We start from the raw sequence: 21,040 nt of genomic DNA, 5'->3' as shown, positions 1-21,040 counted from the left end.
GTTCAGCCGGCCAGCAGGGTCGGGCGCGCACCGGGCTCGGCCAGCGACACCAGCAGCCGCTCCAGTTCGCGCCAGCCGTCGCCCTGCTCGCGCCCCTTGCCGATGCGCTCGACCTTCGCGCACTGCGCGAGCAGGGTCTCGAAGTGGGCGACACCCGCGCGCGCCAGGGCTTTCTTGAATGGGCCCTGCCGCGAGGACCACACACCGGCCGCCTGCAGCGCGGACTCGACATTGCCACCGCGGGCCTTGACCTCGGCCACCCGCAACAGCTGCTGGACCTGGCCCGACAGCCAGCTGATCAGCGCAGGCACCGCCTGACCCTCGGCCCGCAGGCCCGCCAGGATCTGCAACGCGCGTTGGGCATCCCCGCCGATCGCCGCGTCGCTCAGGCCGAACACGTCGTAGCGGGCGTTGTCGGCGACCGCGTGGGCCATGAAATCGACCTCGATCCGGCCTTCCGGCTTGAGCAGGGCCAGCTTGTCGACTTCCTGGGCCGCCGCCAGCAGATTGCCCTCGACGCGTTCGACCAGCAGCTCCAGCGCCTCGCGGCTGGCTTCAAGCCCCTGCGCGCGCAGGCGCTGGCCGAGCCAGCCGGACATCTCGTGCACCTTGATCGGCCACAGCACCTGGGCGCGACCGGCTTTCTGCACGGCGGTGAACCAGGCGCCCTCGTGCTTCTTGCTCCAGTCCTCGCAGAGGATCAGCAGCAGCACGTCGGGGGCCGGATTGCGGCAGTAGTCCTGCAGCCACTCGACGCCGTCCTTGTTCGGCTTGCCGGAGGCGATGCGCAGCTCGACGATGCGCCGGCTGGCGAACAGCGACATCGCCGCGCAGCTGGCCTGCACCTGCGACCAGTCGAAGCGTGCGTCGACCTCGAAGATCTCGCGCTCGGCGTAGCCCGCCGCCCGGGCCTGCGCACGCAGACGATCCGCGGCCTCGACCCGCAGCAGGGCTTCGCTGCTGGCGATCAGCACCACCGCCGGCAGGTCGCCATTCGCACCGGCCGAGTCCGCCGCACCGAACATCAGCGCAGGGCCGAGTCGATCCGCCGCAGGATGGCCTGCACCAGTTCGCGCTGCAGCTCCTCGCGCATCAGTTCCTCTTCGTTCGAGGTGCCCTGCGCCTGCGCGGTGTCGAACAGGTAGTCGCGCCGCAGCTCCAGCGTCTGCGGCGGCATCACATAGGCGCCCGCGGCATCGGCCAGCGAGACCTCGGCGCTGAGCACCATTTCGAACTCCTGCGCACGACCGGCGGCGTCCACCGTCAGCGGGCTGCGGCGCTCCTCAAGCCGATCGACGCGCAGGACCGCAGACGGCAGGGCCGGATCCTCGATCACCTGCGCGCCGGCGCGCTCCAGCGCCGCCTGCAGATCGCGGGCCAGCGCCGAGTAGGGATCGACCTGGGCGAGGCGCAGGGTCTTCAGGTTGTCCGGCAGGCGGACGTCTTCGCGCAGGCGGAAACCGCAGGCGCCCAGCAGCAGGCAGACCAGCAGCAGGCCGGCAGTGGCAAGACGATGGCGCGAGGCTTGCGGCGACACGATCGGCATCAGGACACCCTGTGAGAAATATGGTCGGGGAGACAGGATTCGAACCTGCGACCCTCTGGTCCCAAACCAGATGCGCTACCAGACTGCGCTACTCCCCGACGTTGTTCCGCGCCCACCGGTCTGGCCCGATGGGCGTGCCACAGTATCGCGGCCTCAGCCGGCGACGATGTTGACGATTTTCCCGGGCACCACGATGACCTTGCGCACCGTGAGCCCCTCCAGCGCGCGCTGCACCGCGGGCTCGGCCAGCGCCAGCTGCTCGACGGCCTCGCGCGCGGCATCCACCGCCACGTCCACCGTGCCGCGCAGCTTGCCATTGACCTGCACCGCAAGTGTCAGCGCATCGCGCACCAGGGCGGCCGGATCGGCCTTCGGGAAGGGCTGGTCCTCGATCAGGGTCTCGCCGTGGCCCAAGGCCTGCCAGAGTGCGTGACTGGTGTGCGGGGTGATCGGATTCAGCATCAGCGCGATCGCCGTGTAGGCCTCCTGCCGCACCGCCCTGCCCTGCGCACTGTCGTCATCGGACTTGGTCAGCGCGTTCAAGAGCTCCATCACCGCGGCAATCGCGGTGTTGAAGGCGTGGCGACGACCGATGTCATCGGCGACCTTCTCGATGGTCTCGTGCAGCTTGCGACGCAGAGCCTTCTGCTCGGCGTTCAGTGCCGCTGCGTCCAGCGCCGGCGCGGCGCCCGAGCTGACGTGGCGATGCACGGCGGTCCACAGGCGACGCAGGAAGCGCGCCATGCCTTCGACGCCGGCCTCGTTCCACTCCAGGCTCTGGTCCGGCGGCGCGGCGAACATCGAGAACAGGCGCACGGTGTCCGCGCCGTACTTGTCGACCATCGACTGCGGGTCGACGCCGTTGTTCTTCGACTTCGACATCTTCTCGCTGCCGCCGATCTGCACCGGCTGGCCGTCGGCGCGCAGGGTGGCGCCGGTGACGCGGCCGCGCTCGTCCTTCTGCAGATCGACGTCGGCCGGGTTGATCCAGGTCTTGCTGCCGTCGGCCTCGGTGCGGAAGAAGGTATCGGCGATGACCATGCCCTGGCAGAGGAGATTCGTCGCCGGCTCGTCGCTGTCCACATAGCCGGCGTCACGCAGCAGCTTGTGGAAGAAGCGGAAGTACATCAGGTGCATCACCGCGTGCTCGATGCCGCCGATGTACTGGTCGACCGGCAGCCAGTACTTGGCGCGGCCGTCCAGCATGTCGTTCGCACCCGGGCAGCAGTAGCGCGCGTAGTACCAGGAGGACTCCATGAAGGTGTCGAAGGTGTCGGTCTCGCGCTCGAAGACCGCACCCGTCGCCGGGTCGCTGTACTTGCGCCACTCGGGGTCGGCCTTGATCGGCGAGGCCACGCCCGAGAAGCTCACGTCCTCGGGCAGGCGCACCGGCAGCTGGTCTTCGGGCACCGGGTGGGCATTGCCCTCGGCGTCGTACAGCATCGGGATCGGGCAACCCCAGTAGCGCTGGCGGGAAACACCCCAGTCGCGCAGGCGATAGTTGACCCGGCGGGTGCCGCGGCCCATGGCCTCCAATTTGGCGGCGATCGCCTCGAAGGCCTGGGCGAAGTCGAGGCCGTCGAACTCGCCGGAGTTGACCAGCCAGCCGCGCTCGGTGAACGCGACTTCGTCCTTGATGGCGGCTTCGAACTGCTCGATGACCTGCACGGCGGCCGAGGGCTCGAACACATCGCGCAGGGCGCCGCCGCCGAGCGCGGTGGTCAGCGCGTCGCCGCCCTTCGCCGCATCGCGGCGCAGCTCGTCCAGCGCATCGCGGACATCCTGGTTGATGATCACCATGCGGATCGGCAGGCCGTACTTGCGCGCGAATTCACCGTCGCGCTCGTCGTGGCCGGGCACGCCCATCACCGCGCCGGTGCCGTAGCCCATCAGCACGAAGTTGCCGATCCAGATCGGCACGCGCTCGCCGCTGATCGGATGCAGCGCATAGCGGCCTGTCGGCGCCCCCAGCTTCTCCTGGGTTTCCAGCTCGGCTTCGTTGACCGCGCCCTGCTTGCAGCGCTCGATGAAGGCGGCCAACGCGGGGTCCTCCTTCGCGGCGTCCAGCGCCAGCGGATGCTCGGCAGCGACGGTGACGAAGGTGACGCCCATCAGGGTGTCGGGGCGGGTGGTGAAGACGGTCAGCGGATCAGCGCTGCCCTCGACGCCGAACTGGATCTCCAGCCCTTCCGAGCGGCCGATCCAGTTGCGCTGCATGGTCTTGACCGCTTCCGGCCAGCCCTCGAGTTTGTCGAGGCCTTCCAGCAGCTCATCGGCGTAGTCGGTGATCTTCAGGAACCACTGCGGGATCTCGCGCTTCTCGACCACCGCACCCGAGCGCCAGCCGCGGCCGTCGACCACCTGCTCGTTGGCCAGCACGGTCTGGTCGATCGGATCCCAGTTGACCACGCTGTTCTTGCGGTAGACGAGGCCCTTCTCGAACAGCCGGGTGAAGAACTGCTGCTCCCAGCGGTAGTACTCGGGCGTGCAGGTGGTGACCTCGCGCGACCAGTCGTAGGCGAAGCCGAGCCGCTTCAGCTGGCCGCGCATGTGGGCGATGTTGGCGTAGGTCCACTTGGCGGGCGCGGTCTTGTTCTTGATCGCGGCGTTTTCGGCCGGCAGGCCAAACGCGTCCCAGCCCATCGGCTGCATCACGTTGAAGCCCTGCATGCGCTTGTAGCGGCTGATCACGTCGCCGATCGTGTAGTTGCGCACATGGCCCATGTGCAGCGCGCCCGAGGGATACGGCAGCATCGACAGGCAGTAGTACTTCGGCCGCGAGCTGTCCTCGACGACCTCGAAGGCACGGGTACGGTCCCAGAAGCTCTGGGCGGCCGCTTCGATGGATTTGGGGTCGAAGTTCTCTTGCATGGCGGGGATGTTCGGGGATCCGGAGGGCAGTCGCGCAGTTTAACCGCCGCGCCCGCCCAGCGGGCACGCCATCGTGCCGTGCCTGGCCCCGGGCAGGCCGCTCGCCTACGCCCAAAGCCGCATCGCCGGCATCGGCCGCCAGCGCTAAGGTGAAGGCCCCGTCCGCGAGCCGCTGCCATGAGCACCAGCCCCGAACTCGCCGAGGTCATCGGCTTCCTGCGCGGCCATGCGCCCTTCGATCGACTCAGCCCGGAGCAGCTGGAATCCGCGGCGCGTGGGATCGAGATCATCTATCGACGCCGCGGCGAGGTGCTGCTGGCCATCGGCCAGGCGAATACCGCGCTGGCGGTGATCCGTCGCGGCGCGGTCGAAGTGCATGATGGCGCCGGCCGTCTCATCAATCGCCTGGCCGAGGGGGAGAGCTACGGCCTGCCTTCGTTGCTCACCGGCAAGCCGGTGCGCAACCGGGTGACCCTGATCGAGGACGGGCTGATCTACCTGCTGCCGGTGGCCGAGTTCAACACCCTGCGTGCGGCCAACCCGGCCTTCGAGCAGCATTTCGTGTCGACCCTGGAAGAACGCATGCGCGCTGCCGCCGAGGCCGGCGGCGGCAACGAGCTGATGAGCACTCCGGTCAGCCGGCTCGGCAGCCGCGCCCCGGTCATGGTGGGACCCGGGGCCAGCATTCGCGAGGCCGCCAAACTGATGTCGCAACAAGGAGTTTCCTCAATCCTGGTTGGCGACAAGGAGCACATGCAGGGCATCGTCACCGACCGCGACCTGCGAAATCGCGTGCTTGCCGCCGGACTCGACCCGGGCGAGCCGGTAACTCGGATCATGACCGCGGACCCGACCCACCTCGACGTCGACAGGCCTGTCTTCGAGGCTTTCCTGGTGATGGCCAACCGTGGCATCCACCATCTGCCCCTGACCCGCGAGGGCAAACCTGCGGGCATGATCACCACCCGCGACCTGGTCAGCCTGCAAACCCAGCACCCGCTCTACCTGGTGCGTCAGGTCGCGAAGCAGGACACCGTGGAGGGTCTCAAGGAGGTGACCGGCCGCATGCCGCGGATGTTCTCGCTGATGTTGGCGAACGGCGCGCGGCCCGAAGATGTGATGCGCATGCTCACAGCGCTCACCGATGCGGTGACCCGCCAGCTGCTGCGGATGGCGGAGGAGAGATTCGGACCGCCCCCGATGCCCTATGCCTGGCTGGCGTTTGGCTCGCAGGCGCGCAACGAACAGGGGCCCCATACCGACCAGGACAACGGCCTGCTGCTGGCCCAGACGCCGAATGAAGCCGGCGCCGACTATTTCGAGAGCCTATCGAAGTTCGTCTGCGCGGGCCTTGATGCCTGCGGCTACGTCTTCTGCAATGGCGACGTCATGGCGCAGAACCCACGCTGGCGGCAGCCGCTCGACGTCTGGCAGGGCTACTTCCGCAGCTGGATGCACGAGCCCGACCCCAAGGCACTGCTGCACGCGTCGATCTTCTTCGACCAGCGCTGCGTGCACGGCGACCACGCCCTGTTCGACGCGCTGCAGGAGTCGCTGTTCGACGCCTCGCCACGGCACGGGATCTTCCTTGCCATCCTGGCCAAGCACGCGCTGACCCACGAGGTTCCGCTTGGCCTGTTCCGGCGCTTCGTCGTCGAGAATCGTGGCGAGCACCGCGACACGCTCGACATGAAGAAGGCCGGCAGCCTCCCGCTGAACGACCTGCTGCGCGTGCGCGCACTGGCGGCGGGCATCCGCGAGCCCGGCAGCCTGGCGCGTATCGAAGGCTTGCGCCGCCTGGGCAAGATGGTCGACTCCGACGCCGCCGAACTGGCAGCAGCCTTCCGGCTGCTGTCGCGACTCAAGCTCGAGCACCAGGCGGCCCAACTGGCGGCGGGCGAGAAGACCGACAACCGGATCAACCCCAGCCAGCTCACCCGCATCGACCGCGACGCCCTGCGCGACGCCTTTCTGGTGATCCGCCAGGCCCAGGCCGGCCTGTCGAACGCGTTCGGCGTCCAGTGAGCCTGCTGCGCCACCTGCTGTACGCGCGGCGCGCCGCCGGCACGCCGATGGAACGCCACTACGCCCTGCCCCTGCCGGCACTGTCCACGCCGTGGAGACAGGCCGAACTGCTGGCGCTGGATTTCGAGACCAGCGGCCTCGATACCGAGCAGGATCGGATCCTCAGCATGGGCTGGGTGCGCATCAGCGGTGGCCGCGTCCAGATGGGCAGCGCCCGCCACGTGTTGGTGGGCAGCTCCGAGAGCGTGGGCCAGAGCGCCACCGTGCATGGGCTCACCGACTCCGACATCGCAGACGGCCTGCCGCTGTCGGAGGCCGTGCAGCAGCTACTGACTGAGCTGGAGGGTCGGGTGCTGGTCTCGCATGGCGCCCCGATCGAGCTGAACTTCCTGGCCGCCGCCTGCCGGCGCTGCTTCGGCGTACCGCCGACCCTGCGCTACATCGACACCCTGGCGCTGGAGCGGCGCATCCGCCGCAACGAGGTCGACCCCAGCGGCTACATGCGCCTGCATGCCTGCCGCGAACGCTACGGGCTGCCAACTTATCGCGCGCACAACGCGGCGATCGACGCGCTGGCCTGCGCCGAGCTTCTGCTGGCCCAGGCAGGACGCATCGGCGACGAGGACAGCCTGCGCCTGCGCGACCTCACGCAGTAGGCGGACCGGATCAAGCCCTCGCGGACGATGGCGCCCGCGGATACCGCGAAGATCGCTACCAGGGCCGCTTGGCCTGGCGCTCGCGCTCGCGGTCGTAGGCGCGCAATTCGTCGCGCAGGAACTGGATGCGCTGCCGACCGAGCGCGTTGCGCTCATCGTCCAGCACCACCGCATCGAGCAGCTCGGCGAAACGCTGCGCAGCCGGCAGCATCGCCTCCCACGCATCCAGAGCGGGCAGCGGGCCCGGCAGGGTCATGAAGAAGGTGACGCCCGGCGTCTGCGTCTGGTCGGGCTGGCGCAGGTCAAAGTTGCCCGGCTTGACCACGTTGGCCACGCTGAAGATCGGCCCGGCTTCGGGACGATTGTCCGGCAGGCGGTGGAAGATCTGCATGTCGCCGAACACCAGCCCAGCCTTCTCGGCCGCGACCAGGATGTCGCCACCGTGCAGCAGGGTGCCGGCACGCGCCGCCACGATCAGGCTGACCACCTTGTCGAACTCGGGATTCGGCCGCGCTCCAAGGGTGGACTGGGCCGGCGCAGGCTGACTGCTCGGCGACGGCGCCGCGGCTTCGACCGCGCGCGGGCGCGCGTCGAGGTCGGGCTCGAATTGGATCCCCGGCAGCCGTGAGGCGCCCGGGCCCTCGTCGACCTCACCGGCCAAGGTCTTCTCCAGCCGGGCCAGCTCGGCCTGGATGACCTTGTCGAGACTGTCGTGCTGGTGGTCGCTGAAAGCCGGCTCGGGGCGAGGCTCCGGCGCGCCGCGCTCGGTCACGCGCTTGCCCTGCCCCGGCTTCCGCGGACGTCCGAACCAGTACACGGCGCCGATGAACAGCAGGCCGAGGACGAGAAGGATGAGGCGAAGCTGGGTCGGATCCATGGAGGGTCTTGGCGATGGAAGGGAGGCCGGCACGCGCACGGCACGCGTCGGGCGCGGGAGCCCGTGGAGCGCACAGCGCCGGCATGGAGGCACTGTGCAGCGCATCACCCGCGCGCCCGGCCCGGAACTCTAGCAGCTTGGCGCCGCGCGGCCCATGCGCGGCGAGACTCGCGTTCATGCGCAAGCTCCGCGCGCAGGGCTCGGCGGGTGCGCGGCCCGCGTGGCGTCAGGGCGACGGCGCAGCCGCTGGAGGCGGTTGCCACAGGCGCGGCTGCAGGCGACGCCGCGGCTGCGGCGCGATCTCCTGGCCCGCACCCAGGCGCAGCCACAGAGCGCCAGCCTCGGCGGTATTCCAGACCCGCGCGCCCGCCTCTCGCCAACGCTCGACGACTTCGGGCCGGGGGTGGCCGAAACGGTTGGCGTAGCCGGCCGCGACCAGCGCGTGGCGGGCGCCGGTGGCGCGCACGAAGGCCGCGTCGCTGGAGCCGGCACTGCCGTGATGCGGCACCACGACGATGTCGGCACGCAGGCGCTCGGGCTGCTCGCGGACGAGGCGCTGCTCGATCAGGCGGCCGATGTCGCCGGCAAACAGCGCGACCTGTCCGCCCGCCTGCACCCGCAGCACGCAGCTGCTCTCATTGCGCAGATAGGGGAAGTGTTCGGGCGGATGCAGCAGCTCGAAGTCGACGCCGTCCCAGCGCCAGCGCTCGCCGGCCACGCAGGGCTGGGCCTGCGGGAAGCGCGCGCGATCCGAAGTCTGCAGCGCCGCGGGAAATGCCCTCATCACGCTGGCGGTGCCGCCGGAGTGGTCGGCGTCGCCGTGCGAGACCAGCACGCGATCCAGCCGGCGCAGGCCCAGCGCGCGCAGGGCCGGCACGACGGCCGCCTCGCCCATGTCGAGGCCGCTGCCGAAGGCCGGCCCGGTATCCAGCAGCAGGGCGTGGTTCTGCGTACGGATCAGCGCCGACAGGCCCTGGCCGACATCGAAGAGATGCAGCTCGGCCACGCCGGGCGGGGGCGGCGCGAGCCGCGGCCAAAGCAAGGGGACCATCAGCACGGCGCCCAAGGCCCGACCCGGCGTGCCGCGCGGCATCAGCAGCCAGATCACACCGACGGCGGCCAGCAGCAGGCTCAAGCCCCCAGGCTCCGGCAGGAACACCTGCGCATGCGGCAGCCCGGCGGTCCACGCCAGCAGCCACCACAGCAGGTCCATCAGCCAGGCCGCCAGCAGCAGAACCGGAGTCGCGAGCATCGGCAGCCCGAGCAGCAGCAGGCCCGCGCCCAGCAGGGCCAGCGGCACCACGCCCAGGCTGACCCAGGGCACGGCCAGCAGATTGGCCGCCGCGCCCGCCACCGAGGCCTGACCGAAGAAGAACACCGTCAAGGGCAGCAGGCCCAGGCTGGCGACCAGCTGTGCGCCAAGCAGGCGACGCCAGCCCGGCAGCTGCTGCAGCTCGCTCGGCATGCACCACAGCAGCCAGGCCACGCCCATGAAGGACAGCCAGAAGCTGGCGCCGAGCACCGACAGCGGATCGCTCAGCACCAGCACGAGCAGGGCCAGGGCATAGGCCTGCCAGGTGCTGGAGCGTCGGCGCAGCAGCACGGCCAGAAGCGCCGCGGCCACCATCAGCAGGCTGCGCAGCACCGGCACGCCGAAGCCGGCCAGCGCCGCGTAGCCGGCGGCGCCCAAGAGGGCTGCGAGCGCTGCGCCCTGCGGCAGCGGCAGGCGCAGGCCCAAGCGCGGCCACAGCCGGTACAGGCCGCGCGCGAACAGGGCGAACAGACCGGCCACCAGGCCCACGTGCAGGCCCGAGATCGACATCAGATGACCGACCCCGGTCGCGCGCAGCACCTCCCAGTCGGCTTCATCGAAGGCGCGGGTGTCGGCGACGGTGAGCGCGCGGAGGAAGCGCGAGCCCGCGTGCAGCGGCCCCTCGCCGCCCAAGGCCACGACCATGTCCTGCGACAGCCGTGCCCGCACGGCATCCAGCCCCGCGCCGGTGGTCAGTTCGCGATTGCCTGGGTGCTCGCGGACGTAGCCGGTGGCCGCGAGCCTGCGCTGCAGCGCATGGCGTTCGAAGTCGAAGCCGCCCGGATTGTCGACGCCGCGCGGCGCCTTGAGACGCAGCTGCAGCGACCAGCGGCTGCCGGCCTCGGGCGCCTGCTCGCTGCGGTACCAGCCGATCCGCAGCAGCCGCCCGGCCAGCACGTCCGCCTCGCCCTCGCCGCTCTCGACGCGGAAGTCGAAGCGCACTGCATCCAAACCGCGCTGCGGCAGCCCCTCCACGCGGCCCTGCACGCGCAGGTCGCGGCCTTCCAGCTCCGCGGGCAGACGCTGCTGCAGTGCCGACTGTGCCACCAGCAGAGCCAGCGCCGCGCCGAACAGCGCGGCGCCGCTCCAGCGCAACAGGCTCGAACCTAGCCGCGGCGACAACCAGGCCAGCAGGCCCAGCACAAGGGCCAGCCAAGACATCCACTCAGGCGGAAGGCTCGTCAGGGTCAGTGCCGCCGAGACACCGACCAGCAGGCCGAGCGCGCTGCCGATGCCGAACGCCGGTGCAGTCAAAGCCGCGCGATAGGAAGCGGACCCTGCCAGCACGGGCACGGTCGCCATCCGGGCTCGACTCAGGCCGCCGCCAGCGGCCGCAGCTGGCCGCCCGAAAGCTCCAGCGCACGGTCCATCTTGCGGGCCAGCGCGCGGTCGTGGGTCACCAGCACGAAGCTGGTGCCGACCTCGCGGTTGAGCTCCAGCATCAGGCCGTAGACCGAGGCCGCGGTCTTCTCGTCGAGGTTGCCGGTGGGCTCGTCGCCGAGCACGCAGGCAGGTCGCGTCACCAGCGCGCGCGCCACCGCGCAGCGCTGGCGCTCGCCGCCCGACAGCTCGCCCGGCTTATGCCGCAGACGTGCGCCCAGACCCACACGATCGAGCAGGGCTGCGGCCTGACGCTCGGCCTCGGCCACGCTGCGGCCGGCGATCAGCAGCGGCATGCAGACGTTCTCCAGCGCGGTGAACTCGGGCAACAGGTGATGGAACTGGTAGACGAAACCCAGCGCACGATTGCGCAGGCGTCCGCGCTCGGCGTCCGAAAGCCGGCTCATCGCTTCGCCGGCGACGAAGACTTCGCCTGTACTTGGCGTGTCCAGCCCGCCGAGAATATGCAGCAGGGTGCTCTTGCCGGCGCCCGAGGCGCCGACGATGGCGACGGTCTCGCCGCGCGCGACCTCGAAGTCGATCGACTGGAAGACCGGCGTGCGCAGGTCGCCCTCGGCATAGGTCTTGGCCAGTCCGCGGCAGGCGATGACGGCATTCGACTCAGTCATGGCGCATCACTCGTAGCGCAGGGCGGCGGCGGGCTCGGTGCGCGAGGCGCGCCAGGCCGGGTACAGGGTGGCGATCATGCTCATCACCAGCGCGACAAGCACAATCAGGCCGACGTCATCGCCGCGCAGGTCGGTGGGCAGGCCGGTGATGTAGTAGACGTCGGCCGGCATCACCTCGAAGCCGAAAGTGGTTTCAATGGCCTTGACCACATGGTCGAGGTTCAAAGTCAGGCTGACGCCGCCGATCAGGCCGAGCAGCACGCCGACCACGCCGATCAGGCTGCCCTGCACCACGAACACCCCCATGATCGAGCGCGGACTCATGCCCAGCGTGCGCAGGATGGCGATGTCGGCCTGCTTGTCGGTGACCAGCATCACCAGCGAGCTGACCAGGTTGAAGGCGGCCACGCCGACGATCAGCGAGAGGATGATGAACATCACCGTCTTCTCCATCTGGATCGCGCGGAAGAAGTTGCTGTGGTCGGCACTCCAGTCGCGGATACGGTAGTAGTGGTCGAGCTGTTCGGTGAGGTCACGCGCCACCTGCCAGCCCTGCATCATGTCGGTGAGCTTCAGCCGGACGCCGGTCACGCCCTCGCCCATGCGCAGCAGGCGCTGGGCATCCTGCATGTGGATGATGGCGAGTTGGCGGTCGTACTCCTGCATGCCGGCGCTGAAGATGCCGGCGACGGTGAAGCGGCGCATCTGCGGCGCCACGCCGACCGGCGTGCTGCGGAACTCCGGCACCATCACCGTGATGCTGTCGCCCACGCCAACGCCCAGGTAAAGCGCGAGATCAGCGCCAAGCAGCACGCGGAAGGCGCCGGGTTCGAGGTCGGTGAGCGCGCCTTCCTTCATCAGCTCGGCAATCTCGCTGACCTCGGGCTCGCGCGATGGATCCACGCCGCGCAGCAGGGCGCCCTGGCTGCGGCCGGCCTGCAGCAGGGACTCGCGCTCGACGTAGGGGGCGGCGCCCAGCACGCGGGCATCGGATTTCGCCAGCTCGACCGCGCGCGGCCAGCCCTGCAGGTCCTCACCGGCGCCGCTGATGGTGGCGTGGGCGACCATGCCCAGGATGCGCGCGCGCAGCTCCTGCTCGAAGCCGTTCATCACCGAGATCACCGTGATCAGCGCGGTGACGCCAATCGCAATGCCCAGCATCGAGGCCAGCGAGATGAAGGAGATGAAGTGGTTGCGCCGCTTGGCGCGCGTATAGCGCAGGCCGATGGCGATTTCGATGGGGCGGAACACGGGGCGGACGGCCTGTCAGTGGGTCGAAGTCGAGCTCGGTGCCTGCGCGCGCTCACCGTGGCGATCCAGCCAGAGCCGCAGCACCCGCAGCTGCGGGCCCGGCAGCGTATCCGATGCCAGCGGCCAACGGAGTAGCCGGCCCTGAATCCGCAGGGTCAGCACGGCGATCGGCCCGCGCAATTCCAGGCCGAGCCCTTCGGCCGGCGACGCTTCCGGCGCCGCCAAGCCGGGCACTGCCGCGGGCCACCATTCGGTCTGGCCACTGTCATGCAGCAGCAGTCGTCCGCGCGGCAGCCTGCGCAAGCGCCACAGGCTGATGGCAGCCAGCAGGGGTGGCAGCGCCAAGGCCGCGCGCGGCAGCGCCGACAGCCAGAGTGCAAGCAAGCCGAGCAGCGCCAGCACGACCAGCACGGCCTGCAGGACCGGCGAAGGCTTCAGCTCAAGCGGGAGGGAGCGCACTGATGGTGTCGACCAGGCGGGCGATGACCGGATCGGAGGGCCGCTCGCGTCCGATGAACCAGCGCCACAGGGCATCGTCTTCGCACACCAGCAGCGCCTCGAAGGCCTCTCGATCAAAGGCTTCGGGCTGGCGCTCGGCCAAATCGAGGTAGCGCTCGAACAGCTGGTCCAGCTCGCGCATGCCACGGCGCGAACGCCAGCGCCAGCGGCGCAGGTCTTCAGGAGTGATGGGCTCGGTCATGGGTATGAGGATTGCAAGCGGGGTTGCATTCTAGGCGAGCGCGAAGCGATGAGCCCTTCACCGTTCTGCTTCAGCCGACGCGGCACCCGTCGCACGCCCCCATGCCAAACTGTTGACGCCCAATGTCTGCCGCGCTGACCCCTTCGAAGCACAACGCGCTGCCCTGGCTGCTCGGACTGCTCGTCACTCTGGGCCTTGTGCTCGTCCTGCCGCCGCCGCAGGCCGCCCGCGGCCTGTCCGGCTACCTGCCCCTGCACAGCGCCTTGGAGATTTCAGCGATCGCGATCGCTGCCATGGTGTTCGGCGTCAGCTGGGCGGCGCAGCGCTTCCGTGCCAACGCCCGCGCCACCCTGCTGGGCGCGTGCTTCCTGGGTGTCGCCCTGCTGGATCTCGGCCATGTGCTTTCCTACGACGGCATGCCGGACCTCATCACGCCCAACAATCCCGAGAAAGGGATCGCCTTTTGGTTGGCGGCGCGCGCCCTGGCGGCCCTGGGCCTGCTGCTGGCTGCATTCTGGCCAGGCGCCGACCTGAGATTTCCCATCGGGTCGCGTCGACTGCTGCTGGCAGCGGTTCTCGGACTGTCACTTCTGGTCTTCTACCTTGTGGTCTTCCAGCAACACCGACTGCCTTCGACCTTCGTCAGCGGCAGCGGCCTCACCGCCTTCAAGATCGGCGCCGAGTACGCACTGATCGCCGCCTATGCTCTGGCAGCCTATGGTTTCAGCCGGCGCCCGCAGTCCGATGGCGAGCTCGGGTTGCGCAAGCTCGCCCTGGCCGCGGCGACCATGGCGATGAGCGAGTTCTTCTTCACGCTCTACGGAAGCGTCACCGACGTCTACAACCTCGTGGGCCATGCCTACAAGGTTTTGGCCTATGGCTTCGTCTACCAGGGGCTGTTCGTCGCCGTCATCCAGAAGCCCTATGTGGACCTGCTCGCCGCGCGCGCCCAGCAGGCAGCCACCCTCGACACCCTGCCGGACCTGCTCTTCGAGATCGATGCCGAAGGCACCTATCTGGACGTGCACGCCAATGAGCCCGCCAAACTGGCGGCGCCGGCCGACGCGCTGGTCGGCCGGCGCATCGCCGAGGTGCTGCCCGCGGCTGCGGTCGCGATCTGTTTCGAGGCAGTCGCCGAAGCGGCGCGAACCGGGATCTCGCGCGGCAAACGCTTTGAACTTGCGGTCAACGAGGGCCTGCGCGTGTTCGAGCTGTCGGTGGCTGAAAAGAAGCAGCCCGGTGGCCGGCCCTCTACCTACCTGATGCTGTCCCGTGACGTGACGGATACGGTCAAGGCCGCGCAGCTGATGCTGCGCGACTCGCGCCTCAATGCCGCCGTCTTGGCGCTGCGCGAGCTGTCGGCCAAGGCCAAGATACAGGCCGTGCTGGAAGGCGCCGCTGAGCACGCGCAAGCGCTCACCTGCAGCCGGCTGGCCGCCGTATTTCGGCTCGGCGACACCGACGGGAGCCTTGAGCAGATCGCGGGCCGCTCGGCTCTTCCGGCGGGGATCCTCGACGCCGCTCAGCACCACCGTGAGCGCTGCCTGCGGCCGCTTGCGTTGGAACTCGCGGCCGGCGGCAGCGGCGGGGCCTGCGAGCGGATCGCCAGCGCCCCGACCCCGAAGACATCTGAATCCCGTTTGCTGCTGGTGGTGGCCGACAAGGCGGCCGCCTACACGGCGGACGATCTCGATGTGCTGCTCAGGCTGGCGGAAACGCTCTGGCAGATCACGACCCAGATGCGGCAGCTGGACGAAATCAAACGCCTGTCCATGGCGCTCGACCAGAGCCCGCACCCGGTGCTGATTACCGATCCTCAGGTGCGCATCCAGTATGTCAATGCCGCGTTCACCGCAGTCAGCGGATACGAGGCATCCGAGGTGCTGGGACGCGATCCGAGGATGCTGGGCTCGGGCCAGACCCCCGCGGAAACCTACGCAGAACTGTGGTCACGCCTGCACAGCGGCCAGGCCTGGCAGGGTGAGTTCATCAACCGCCGCAAGGATGGCCGGATCTACATCGAGTCGGCGCTGCTCTACCCGATCCTCGACGGGCACGGACGCGCCTCGCACTACGTCGCCCACAAGGAAGACGTGACCGAAGCCCGCGCCACCCGAGCGCGCATCCAAGCGCTCTCCGATTTCGATCCCCTGACCGGCCTGCTCAACAAGAAGTCCTTCGACGAGCGCCTGCAAACTTTGCTGGCCACCGCCGATGGCGCCCGCTCGCGCACAGCGCTGCTGTGGATCGACCTCGACAACTTCAAGGCGATCAACGAAACCCTGGGACATCCGGCCGGCGACGAGTTGCTGGTCGAGATGGCCAACCGCCTGCGCGCCAGCCTGGGACCGGAGGTTCCGCTGGCCCGCTTCTCCGGCGATGCCTTCATCGCTGCACTTGCCGAGGCCGAGCAGGCGAGCGTGGCGCTGAGCGCGCGCGAGGCGCTGTCGGCCCTGCAGCAGCCTTGCAGCGTGCAGGGCAACCGCGTGGCACTCAACGCCTCGGCGGGCATCGCCCTGTACCCGGACGATGCCGGCACGCTCGATGGGCTGTCCTCGGCGGCCGAGATCGCGATGTACGAGGTCAAGCAGGCGGGACGCAACGGGCTGCGGTTCTTCTCGCCCTCGATGCAGGAAAGTTCGAAGCGCTCTCTCGAACTTGCTGCCGATCTCATGGACGCACTCGACCGCGGCGAACTGCTGCTGCTCTATCAGCCGCAACGCTGCCTGCGCAGCGGGCGACTGACCGGGGCCGAAGCCCTGCTCCGCTGGCGCCACCCCAAGTGGGGCCTGGTGTCACCGTCCGAGTTCATCCCGATCGCCGAGCAGACCGGAGCGATCAATACCATCGGCCTGTGGGTTTTCAGGGAGTCGGCAAGGCAGATCTCGGCCTGGCGGAAGAGGGGGTTGCCCGAGCTTCGACTGGCCGTCAATGTCTCGGCGGTGCAATTCGCGAGGCCCGAATGGCTGGACGAACTCCAGGACGCGCTGCAACACTGGGAGCTGCCCCGGCATTGCATCGAGATCGAGCTGACCGAGGCGGTGGCACTCAAGAACCCCGAGGCTGCTGCGGCGACAATCGACCGCCTGCACCAGGCTGGCTTCCGCGTCGCGCTGGACGATTTCGGAACCGGCTTCTCGTCGCTGAGCTATCTGCAGCGCTACGCCATCGACAAGCTCAAGATCGACCAGTTCTTCGTGCGCGGCCTTGACCAGAACACCAGCAACCGCGAGATCGTTACGGCGGTGATCCGGATGGGCCACGGCCTCAAGATGGAGATCATCGCCGAGGGCGTGGAGACCGCCGCGGAGATGCAACTACTGAACGAACTGGGCTGCGACGAGATCCAGGGCTATGGCTACTCGAAGCCGCTGGAACCCTCGGCTTTCGAAACTTTTGCACGCGCCGTGAGCCGCGCCTGAGCGCATCGGCCCCTGGGCGCCCAGACGCATTGAACACCGCGGCCTCGGGTGTCCCACGGACGACGCCGCTGGCGGCAGCAAAGGTTCTAGAGCAGGCCAGCCAGCCCCATCGCCACGACGGCCAGCAGACCCCAGAGGCACAGCGCACCCAGGACATAGACCGTGAAGCGGTGCATGACCTTGTTGTAGCTGCAGTGGATCGCGCTGTGCAGCACACGCAGAGCGACGAAGGTCCAAGCCAAGCCAAGCACGAGCGCCCCGCCCTGCCCTGTCTGCGCCGCCACGGCGATGGCGAAATAGAACAGTACCGGCAGTTCGAACAGGTTGCGGAAATTGTCGGCTGCACGCGTGTCTTTGAGCTTCGCCGCCATCTGCGCCGACGTTGCGACCGCCTGCGGATGGACGCGCTCGCGCTTCATCTGGCCGAGGCGTTCAACGTAGAGCCGGCACCAGACCAGGAAGGTCAGTGCGGCGAGTGCGAAGCCGGGCAGAAGGATGCTGTGCATGGAGGGCGAAGATTCGGGATTCGGGATTCGGGATTCGGGGTGCAGGGTGCAGGGTGCAGGGTGCAGGGTGCAGGGTGCAGGGTGCAGGGTGCAGGGTGCAGGGTGCAGGCATAGAGTGGGCCCTGGCCCACCCTGAGCGCCACCCTCGCCCCGGTCAATCCGACAATCATCGCGAACCTGCGGGCACGTGGCGGGCGGCCAGCAACGGGGGAGGCGCGCATTCAGGCCACGGTGGTCCCGAGCCCACCCTATGCAGACTCGTAGGCTCCCGCCTGCGCTGAATCTGCTGGAGCCAAGGTCTGCCGCGTGTCCGCCGACACCCAAAACAGAAAGGCGCCCGAAGGCGCCTTTGTGCGGAGATTCAAACCCCTCGCCGCTGGATCATCAGCTTCTTGATTTCGGCAATCGCCTTGGCCGGATTCAAGCCCTTCGGGCAGGTCCGGGCGCAGTTCATGATCGTGTGGCAGCGGTACAGGCGGAACGGATCTTCCAGATCATCCAGGCGCGCGCCGGTGTCCTCATCGCGCGAGTCGATGATCCAGCGGTAGGCCTGCAGCAGGATGGCCGGGCCGAGGTAGCGGTCGCCATTCCACCAGTAGCTCGGGCAGCTCGTGCTGCAGCAGGCGCAAAGAATGCACTCGTACAGGCCGTCGAGCTTGGCGCGGTCTTCCTTCGACTGCAGTCGCTCACCCGAAGCAGGCGGCGCCGACTGCGTGCGCAGCCAGGGGCGGATCGAGGCGTACTGCGCGTAGAAGTGGGTCAGGTCCGGGACCAGGTCCTTGATCACTTCCATGTGCGGCAGCGGATACACCGGCACCTGCTTGCCGCCGCAGTCGCTGATCGCCTTGGTGCAGGCCAGCGTATTGGTGCCGTCGATGTTCATCGCGCACGAACCGCAGATGCCCTCGCGGCAGGAGCGTCGGAAGGTCAGCGTCGGGTCGATCTCGTTCTTGATCTTGATCAGCGCGTCCAGAACCATCGGGCCGCAGCTGTCGAGATCGACGTCATAGGTGTCGACCCGCGGGTTGGCATCGTCATCCGGGTTCCAACGGTACACCTTGAAGGTGCGCACCTTCTTGGCACCTGCCGGCGCCGGGAAGTGCTTGCCCTGGGTGATCTTGGAGTTCTTCGGCAGGGTGAATTCGGCCATGGCTCTTTATCCGGGATTCGGGATTCGGGATTGGGGATTCGTGAACGGTCTGCGGTGCGCTTTGAGGGTGTTTCCTCTGCGAATCCCGAATCCCGAATCACCAATCCCGACCAGATCAATACGTCCGCGCCTTCGGTGGCACCGGCTCGACTTCGTTGGTCAGCGTATTCATGTGCACCGGGCGGTAGTCGATGCGGGTTTGACCCTTGTCGTCCACCCAGCACAGCGTGTGCTTGTGCCAGTTGTCGTCGTCGCGCTCGGGGAAGTCCTCGTGCGCGTGCGCGCCGCGGGACTCCTTGCGGTTCTCCGCCGACACGACGGTTGCCACCGCCTGCCCCAGCAGGTTCTGCAGCTCGAGGGTTTCGATCAGGTCGGAATTCCAGACCAGCGAGCGGTCGGAGACACGGATGTCCTCGAAGCCGGCGTGGATCTCGCGCATCTTCTCGACACCCTCGACCAGACTGCTGGAGGTGCGGAACACCGCCGCGTGGTTCTGCATCGTGCGCTGCATCTTGAGGCGCAGCTCGGCGGTGGGCGTGCCGCCCTTGGCGTTGCGCAGCTTGTCGAGGTTGGCCAGGGACTTGTCGCAAGCCGAGGCCGGCAGAGCCTTGTGGTTCTGACCCGGCTTGATGGTCTCGGCGCAGCGATTGGCCACTGCACGACCGAACACCACCAGATCCAGCAGCGAGTTCGAGCCCAGGCGGTTCGCGCCATGCACCGACACGCAGGCGGCTTCGCCGATCGAATACAGGCCCGGCACCACGGTGTCGGGGTTGCCGTCCTTCAACGTGACCACTTCGCCGTGGTAGTTGGTCTGCAGGCCGCCCATGTTGTAGTGCACGGTCGGCAGCACCGGGATCGGCTGCTTGGTGACGTCGACGCCGGCGAAGATGCGCGCGGATTCGGCGATGCCCGGCAGCTTCTCGTGGATCACCTCGGGGCCGAGGTGCTGCAGGTTGAGGAAGATGTGGTCGGCGTGCTCGCCAACGCCGCGACCCTCGCGGATCTCGATGGTCATCGAGCGGCTGACCACGTCGCGGGAGGCGAGGTCTTTCGCGTTGGGCGCGTAGCGCTCCATGAAACGCTCGCCCTTGGAGTTGGTCAGATAACCGCCTTCGCCGCGCACGCCCTCGGTGATCAGGCAGCCGGCGCCGTAGATGCCGGTCGGGTGGAACTGCACGAACTCCATGTCCTGCAACGGCAGGCCGGCGCGCAGGGCCATGCCGCCGCCGTCGCCGGTGCAGGTGTGGGCCGAGGTCGCCGAGAAGTAGGCGCGGCCGTAGCCGCCCGTCGCCAGCACCACGCCCTGGGCGCGGAACAGATGCAGGTCGCCGGTGGCCATTTCCAGCGCCAGCACGCCGCGGCAGGCGCCTTCCTCGTCCATGATCAGGTCGAGCGCGAAGAACTCGATGAAGAAACGCGCGTCATGCGCCAGCGACTGCTGGTAGAGCGTGTGCAGGATGGCGTGACCGGTACGGTCGGCGGCGGCGCAGGTGCGCTGCGCGGTGCCCTTGCCGTAATGCGTGGTCATGCCGCCGAACGGACGCTGGTAGATCTTGCCGTCCTCGGTGCGCGAGAAGGGCACACCGTAGTGCTCGAGCTCGATGATGGCCGGGATGGCCTCGCGGCACATGTACTCGATGGCGTCCTGGTCGCCCAGCCAGTCCGAGCCCTTGATGGTGTCGTAGAAATGGAAGCGCCAGTCGTCCTCGCCCATGTTGGCGAGCGCGGCGGAGATGCCGCCCTGCGCTGCGACCGTGTGCGAGCGGGTCGGGAAGACCTTGCTGATGCAGGCGGTGTTCAAACCCTTCTGGGCGAGGCCGAAGGTCGCGCGCAGGCCGGCGCCGCCGGCTCCCACCACGACCATGTCGTACTTGTGTTCTATGATCTTGTAAGCGCTCATGGGTACTCGCTCGGGCTGGCTCAGGCGCTGAAGGCGATGCGGCCGATCGCGATGATCGCGGCCAGGCCCAGCACGACGTAGACGAACTTGACGGCGATCATCAGGGTGATCTCGAGCCAGCCGACGTGGATGTAGTCCTCGATCACCACCTGCAGGCCCAGGCGGGCGTGCCAGAAGGCAGTGCCGATGAAGAGGATCAGCAGCAGCGCATTGACCGGCTGCGCGATGCTGAGGCGCACGGTGTTGTAGTCCGCCCCGGCCAGCGACACCAGCAGGTAGAGCACGTACAGCACCAGTGGCACCAGCGCGATCGCGGAGACGCGCTGCGCCCACCAGTGGGCGGTGCCGTCCTTGGCCGAACCGAGACCGCGGGCTTTGGCGAGCGGATTGCGCAGGCTCATGCCGCACCTCCCAGCACGACGGCCCAGATGCCCAGCGCCGAAACGATTGCTAGCGCGATCACGGTGTAGCCGGAGGCGTAGACCGCGGACAGCTCGAAGCCGCGGCCGGCATCCCAGAACAGATGGCGGATACCGTTGAACAGGTGGTAGCAGATCGCCAGCGTGAACAGGAACAGGGCGATCTGGCCCGGGATCGAGCCGGCGATCGCGGCGAAGCGCGCATAGGCTTCAGGCCCGGCCGCGACACTGATCAGCAGGCCGGCGATGCCGAGCGCAACCAGCGCGTTGACGATGCCGGAAATACGGTGGCTGATCGACAGCACCGACGTGATCTGCGGCCGGTAGACCTGCAGATGCGGCGAGAGGGGACGCTTGCGTGTGCTCATTCCTGGATCCCGATTCGTGACGCGC

17 protein-coding genes and 1 tRNA gene are annotated in these 21,040 nt (G+C 68.5%); 3 read left to right on the top strand and 15 right to left on the bottom strand.

From position 1 onward, the window contains the following. Positions 1-2 precede the first annotated feature (2 nt). From holA to leuS, 4 genes are all read right to left on the bottom strand, one after another. The gene (holA, locus tag BLP83_RS02080; RefSeq protein ID WP_091238206.1) at positions 3-1,025 is read right to left on the bottom strand and encodes a DNA polymerase III subunit delta; all 1,023 of its coding nucleotides are present in this window, start codon (positions 1,023-1,025) and stop codon (positions 3-5) included. Then, on the bottom strand, positions 1,025-1,537 hold the full coding sequence (locus tag BLP83_RS02075) for an LPS-assembly lipoprotein LptE (RefSeq protein ID WP_218121168.1): 513 nt from the start codon (positions 1,535-1,537) through the stop codon (positions 1,025-1,027). Before BLP83_RS02075 ends, holA begins: the two co-directional genes overlap by 1 nt. A 30-nt stretch (positions 1,538-1,567) precedes the next feature. Continuing rightward, a tRNA-Pro gene (locus tag BLP83_RS02070) sits at positions 1,568-1,644 on the bottom strand. Positions 1,645-1,699: 55 nt separating this feature from the next. Further along, the gene (gene leuS / locus BLP83_RS02065) at positions 1,700-4,417 is read right to left on the bottom strand and encodes a leucine--tRNA ligase (protein WP_143006520.1); all 2,718 of its coding nucleotides are present in this window, start codon (positions 4,415-4,417) and stop codon (positions 1,700-1,702) included. Positions 4,418-4,594: 177 nt separating this feature from the next. On the opposite strand from leuS, the gene BLP83_RS02060 reads away from it, so the two are divergent. Together BLP83_RS02060 and BLP83_RS02055 are read left to right on the top strand one after the other, a co-directional pair. Then, positions 4,595-6,442 (top strand): DUF294 nucleotidyltransferase-like domain-containing protein, encoded by a 1,848-nt coding sequence (locus BLP83_RS02060; protein ID WP_091238200.1) that lies wholly within the window; start codon positions 4,595-4,597, stop codon positions 6,440-6,442. Beyond that, positions 6,439-7,098 (top strand): 3'-5' exonuclease, encoded by a 660-nt coding sequence (locus BLP83_RS02055; RefSeq protein ID WP_091238197.1) that lies wholly within the window; start codon positions 6,439-6,441, stop codon positions 7,096-7,098. The genes BLP83_RS02060 and BLP83_RS02055 overlap by 4 nt, the downstream gene beginning before the upstream one ends. Before the next feature lie 55 nt (positions 7,099-7,153). On the opposite strand, the gene zipA is transcribed toward BLP83_RS02055, so the two are convergent. From zipA to BLP83_RS02025, 6 genes are all read right to left on the bottom strand, one after another. Then, entirely contained in the window at positions 7,154-7,975 is an 822-nt protein-coding gene (gene zipA, locus BLP83_RS02050) for a cell division protein ZipA (RefSeq protein WP_091238195.1), read from the bottom strand. A 226-nt stretch (positions 7,976-8,201) separates the two neighbouring features. Continuing rightward, a complete protein-coding gene (locus BLP83_RS02045; protein ID WP_091238192.1) occupies positions 8,202-10,589 on the bottom strand; it encodes a DNA internalization-related competence protein ComEC/Rec2 in 2,388 nt (795 codons plus the stop codon). 11 nt (positions 10,590-10,600) lie between these two features. Next, on the bottom strand, positions 10,601-11,296 hold the full coding sequence (gene lolD, locus BLP83_RS02040) for a lipoprotein-releasing ABC transporter ATP-binding protein LolD (RefSeq protein ID WP_091238189.1): 696 nt from the start codon (positions 11,294-11,296) through the stop codon (positions 10,601-10,603). Positions 11,297-11,302: 6 nt separating this feature from the next. Next, the gene (locus tag BLP83_RS02035; RefSeq protein ID WP_091238187.1) at positions 11,303-12,547 is read right to left on the bottom strand and encodes a lipoprotein-releasing ABC transporter permease subunit; all 1,245 of its coding nucleotides are present in this window, start codon (positions 12,545-12,547) and stop codon (positions 11,303-11,305) included. 15 nt (positions 12,548-12,562) lie between these two features. Continuing rightward, positions 12,563-13,006 carry a hypothetical protein gene (locus tag BLP83_RS02030; protein ID WP_091238183.1) on the bottom strand — a complete coding sequence of 148 codons (444 nt, stop codon included), beginning with the start codon at positions 13,004-13,006 and terminating at the stop codon, positions 12,563-12,565. After that, positions 12,987-13,247 (bottom strand): FAD assembly factor SdhE, encoded by a 261-nt coding sequence (locus BLP83_RS02025; protein WP_091238179.1) that lies wholly within the window; start codon positions 13,245-13,247, stop codon positions 12,987-12,989. The genes BLP83_RS02030 and BLP83_RS02025 overlap by 20 nt, the downstream gene beginning before the upstream one ends. Before the next feature lie 122 nt (positions 13,248-13,369). Between BLP83_RS02025 and BLP83_RS02020 the strand changes: the two genes are divergently transcribed. After that, a complete protein-coding gene (locus tag BLP83_RS02020) occupies positions 13,370-16,669 on the top strand; it encodes a bifunctional diguanylate cyclase/phosphodiesterase (RefSeq protein ID WP_091238175.1) in 3,300 nt (1,099 codons plus the stop codon). Positions 16,670-16,755: 86 nt separating this feature from the next. Here the strand turns inward: BLP83_RS02020 and BLP83_RS02015 are convergent, their stop codons facing one another. From BLP83_RS02015 to sdhC, 5 genes are all read right to left on the bottom strand, one after another. Then, positions 16,756-17,175: an MAPEG family protein gene (locus BLP83_RS02015; protein ID WP_091238172.1), complete on the bottom strand. Its 420-nt coding sequence runs from the start codon at positions 17,173-17,175 to the stop codon at positions 16,756-16,758. Positions 17,176-17,536: 361 nt separating this feature from the next. Next, positions 17,537-18,325: a succinate dehydrogenase iron-sulfur subunit gene (locus BLP83_RS02010; RefSeq protein WP_091238169.1), complete on the bottom strand. Its 789-nt coding sequence runs from the start codon at positions 18,323-18,325 to the stop codon at positions 17,537-17,539. A gap of 115 nt (positions 18,326-18,440) precedes the next feature. Then, positions 18,441-20,228, bottom strand: coding sequence for a succinate dehydrogenase flavoprotein subunit (gene sdhA, locus BLP83_RS02005; RefSeq protein WP_091238166.1), 1,788 nt, complete (start codon positions 20,226-20,228; stop codon positions 18,441-18,443). A 20-nt stretch (positions 20,229-20,248) separates the two neighbouring features. After that, positions 20,249-20,629 carry a succinate dehydrogenase, hydrophobic membrane anchor protein gene (gene sdhD, locus BLP83_RS02000; protein ID WP_091238163.1) on the bottom strand — a complete coding sequence of 127 codons (381 nt, stop codon included), beginning with the start codon at positions 20,627-20,629 and terminating at the stop codon, positions 20,249-20,251. After that, positions 20,626-21,015 carry a succinate dehydrogenase, cytochrome b556 subunit gene (sdhC, locus tag BLP83_RS01995; protein WP_091238160.1) on the bottom strand — a complete coding sequence of 130 codons (390 nt, stop codon included), beginning with the start codon at positions 21,013-21,015 and terminating at the stop codon, positions 20,626-20,628. The genes sdhD and sdhC overlap by 4 nt, the downstream gene beginning before the upstream one ends. Positions 21,016-21,040: the final 25 nt, after the last annotated feature.

Source organism: Aquimonas voraii, from assembly GCF_900101825.1.
GTDB lineage: Bacteria > Pseudomonadota > Gammaproteobacteria > Xanthomonadales > Xanthomonadaceae > Aquimonas > Aquimonas voraii.
This window is presented reverse-complemented; position numbering and strand designations above follow the sequence as displayed.

Bases quoted from the DNA above. Each gene is read 5' to 3' on its own strand.
- holA (WP_091238206.1), bottom strand. From the start codon at position 1,025: ATGTTCGGTGCGGCGGACTCGGCCGGTGCGAATGGCGACCTGCCGGCG.
- leuS (WP_143006520.1), bottom strand. From the start codon at position 4,417: ATGCAAGAGAACTTCGACCCCAAATCCATCGAAGCGGCCGCCCAGAGC.
- BLP83_RS02060 (WP_091238200.1), top strand. From the start codon at position 4,595: ATGAGCACCAGCCCCGAACTCGCCGAGGTCATCGGCTTCCTGCGCGGC.
- zipA (WP_091238195.1), bottom strand. From the start codon at position 7,975: ATGGATCCGACCCAGCTTCGCCTCATCCTTCTCGTCCTCGGCCTGCTG.
- BLP83_RS02045 (WP_091238192.1), bottom strand. From the start codon at position 10,589: ATGGCGACCGTGCCCGTGCTGGCAGGGTCCGCTTCCTATCGCGCGGCT.
- lolD (WP_091238189.1), bottom strand. From the start codon at position 11,296: ATGACTGAGTCGAATGCCGTCATCGCCTGCCGCGGACTGGCCAAGACC.
- BLP83_RS02025 (WP_091238179.1), bottom strand. From the start codon at position 13,247: ATGACCGAGCCCATCACTCCTGAAGACCTGCGCCGCTGGCGCTGGCGT.
- BLP83_RS02020 (WP_091238175.1), top strand. From the start codon at position 13,370: ATGTCTGCCGCGCTGACCCCTTCGAAGCACAACGCGCTGCCCTGGCTG.
- BLP83_RS02015 (WP_091238172.1), bottom strand. From the start codon at position 17,175: ATGCACAGCATCCTTCTGCCCGGCTTCGCACTCGCCGCACTGACCTTC.
- BLP83_RS02010 (WP_091238169.1), bottom strand. From the start codon at position 18,325: ATGGCCGAATTCACCCTGCCGAAGAACTCCAAGATCACCCAGGGCAAG.
- sdhA (WP_091238166.1), bottom strand. From the start codon at position 20,228: ATGAGCGCTTACAAGATCATAGAACACAAGTACGACATGGTCGTGGTG.
- sdhD (WP_091238163.1), bottom strand. From the start codon at position 20,629: ATGAGCCTGCGCAATCCGCTCGCCAAAGCCCGCGGTCTCGGTTCGGCC.
- sdhC (WP_091238160.1), bottom strand. From the start codon at position 21,015: ATGAGCACACGCAAGCGTCCCCTCTCGCCGCATCTGCAGGTCTACCGG.